At 45.9% G+C, this 1,248-nt stretch carries 1 protein-coding gene; it reads left to right on the plus strand.

Annotated features, from left to right (window positions below):
* Positions 1-238 precede the first annotated feature (238 nt).
* Positions 239-1,228, plus strand: a complete 990-nt coding sequence (locus K6Y21_RS21035; RefSeq protein ID WP_233073906.1) for an IS110 family transposase — start codon at positions 239-241, stop codon at positions 1,226-1,228.
* Positions 1,229-1,248: the final 20 nt, after the last annotated feature.

A 1,248-nucleotide genomic window follows, 5' to 3' on the forward strand; every position in this document is an offset into this window, starting at 1 on the left:
GCTCCTTGTATGTTGTAACCAAACATATTTACTATTGAACCAGTTCCGGGGAAGCCGCCCGCTCCTTGAAGCAGAATCCGTTCTGACTTCGTCTGTAGAGGGGCTCCCCACCTCATTGTTCAGCTCGAAGAGTATCATGAAGCTAGTACTAGACTTCGCATCACAAGGTCGAGCGACATTAAGTGCGAGGTTGGGGAACCGGACATAGTTTATCTCATTTTAAGTTTGGAGTCTGCTTGTGAAAATTGTTGCCGGTATTGATATCAGTGCTAAATCCTTTGATTTATCTATTCGCAGCCAAGGGAAATCTGGTAAGGCACAGTCGTTCAAGCAGGAGCATTCAGACTTTGAAAGAGTTGAAAAAATGCTGCGTAAGAACAAGGTTGAATTGGTGGTGATGGAAGCCACTGGGATCTATTACTTAGACCTCGCTGTGCACTTGGTGAACGCAGGTCTCAGCATCGCTGTGATTAACCCGCTTAGTTCTAAACGCTTTGCAGAATTGAAACTATCACAGGTCAAGACTGATGCCGCAGATGCTGCATTGCTCGCAGAATACGCCGAGATTATGGTTCCGCCTGTTTGGATCCCACCTAAGCCAGAGTACATGGCGCTGAAAGACATTGGTCGGCAAATTAACCGACTGACCAAAGATAAAGTTAAGGCGAAAAATCGACTACACGCGCTACAGTCAAAAACGAGCCCGCTCATCTTAATTGAGGACGTGGAAGACAGCATCGAGGTTTATGAAAAACGTATTGAGCGATTGACGCAAGCCGCACTGAGCCTGATAGAGGCCGATGAAGCATTGAATGGCATTTACCCCTGCTTCATTGCCGCAAAAGGCATAGGTCAGGCGAGCGCCATTGCTATCCTTGCCGAATTTGTCGTGTTACCAACAGACATGAAAGCGAAGCAAGTGAGTCGATATAGCGGACTGGACATTAAGTTAAATCAGTCAGGCACGAGTGTTAAAGGTGCGTCACGTATTAGCAAAGCCGGTAATGCCTATTTACGCTCAGCACTGTATATGCCCGCGATGTCAGCGGTTCAGCACGATGCAAACGCAAAGCTGTTCAGAGAGAATCTAACCTCAAGAGGCAAAACCAAGCTTCAGGCGAATGTTGCTGTAATGCGTAAGTATTTAACGGGATTGTGGGCAGTTTATAAAGAAGGTCAAGCATTTGACTCCGCAAAATTATTCAATTTTGAGAGTAAAAATGCTTGAACTTGGACAGAGTATCTACA

The sequence above is a fragment of the Motilimonas eburnea genome (assembly GCF_021295345.1).
GTDB classification, from domain to species: domain Bacteria; phylum Pseudomonadota; class Gammaproteobacteria; order Enterobacterales; family CBDFNC01; genus Motilimonas; species Motilimonas eburnea.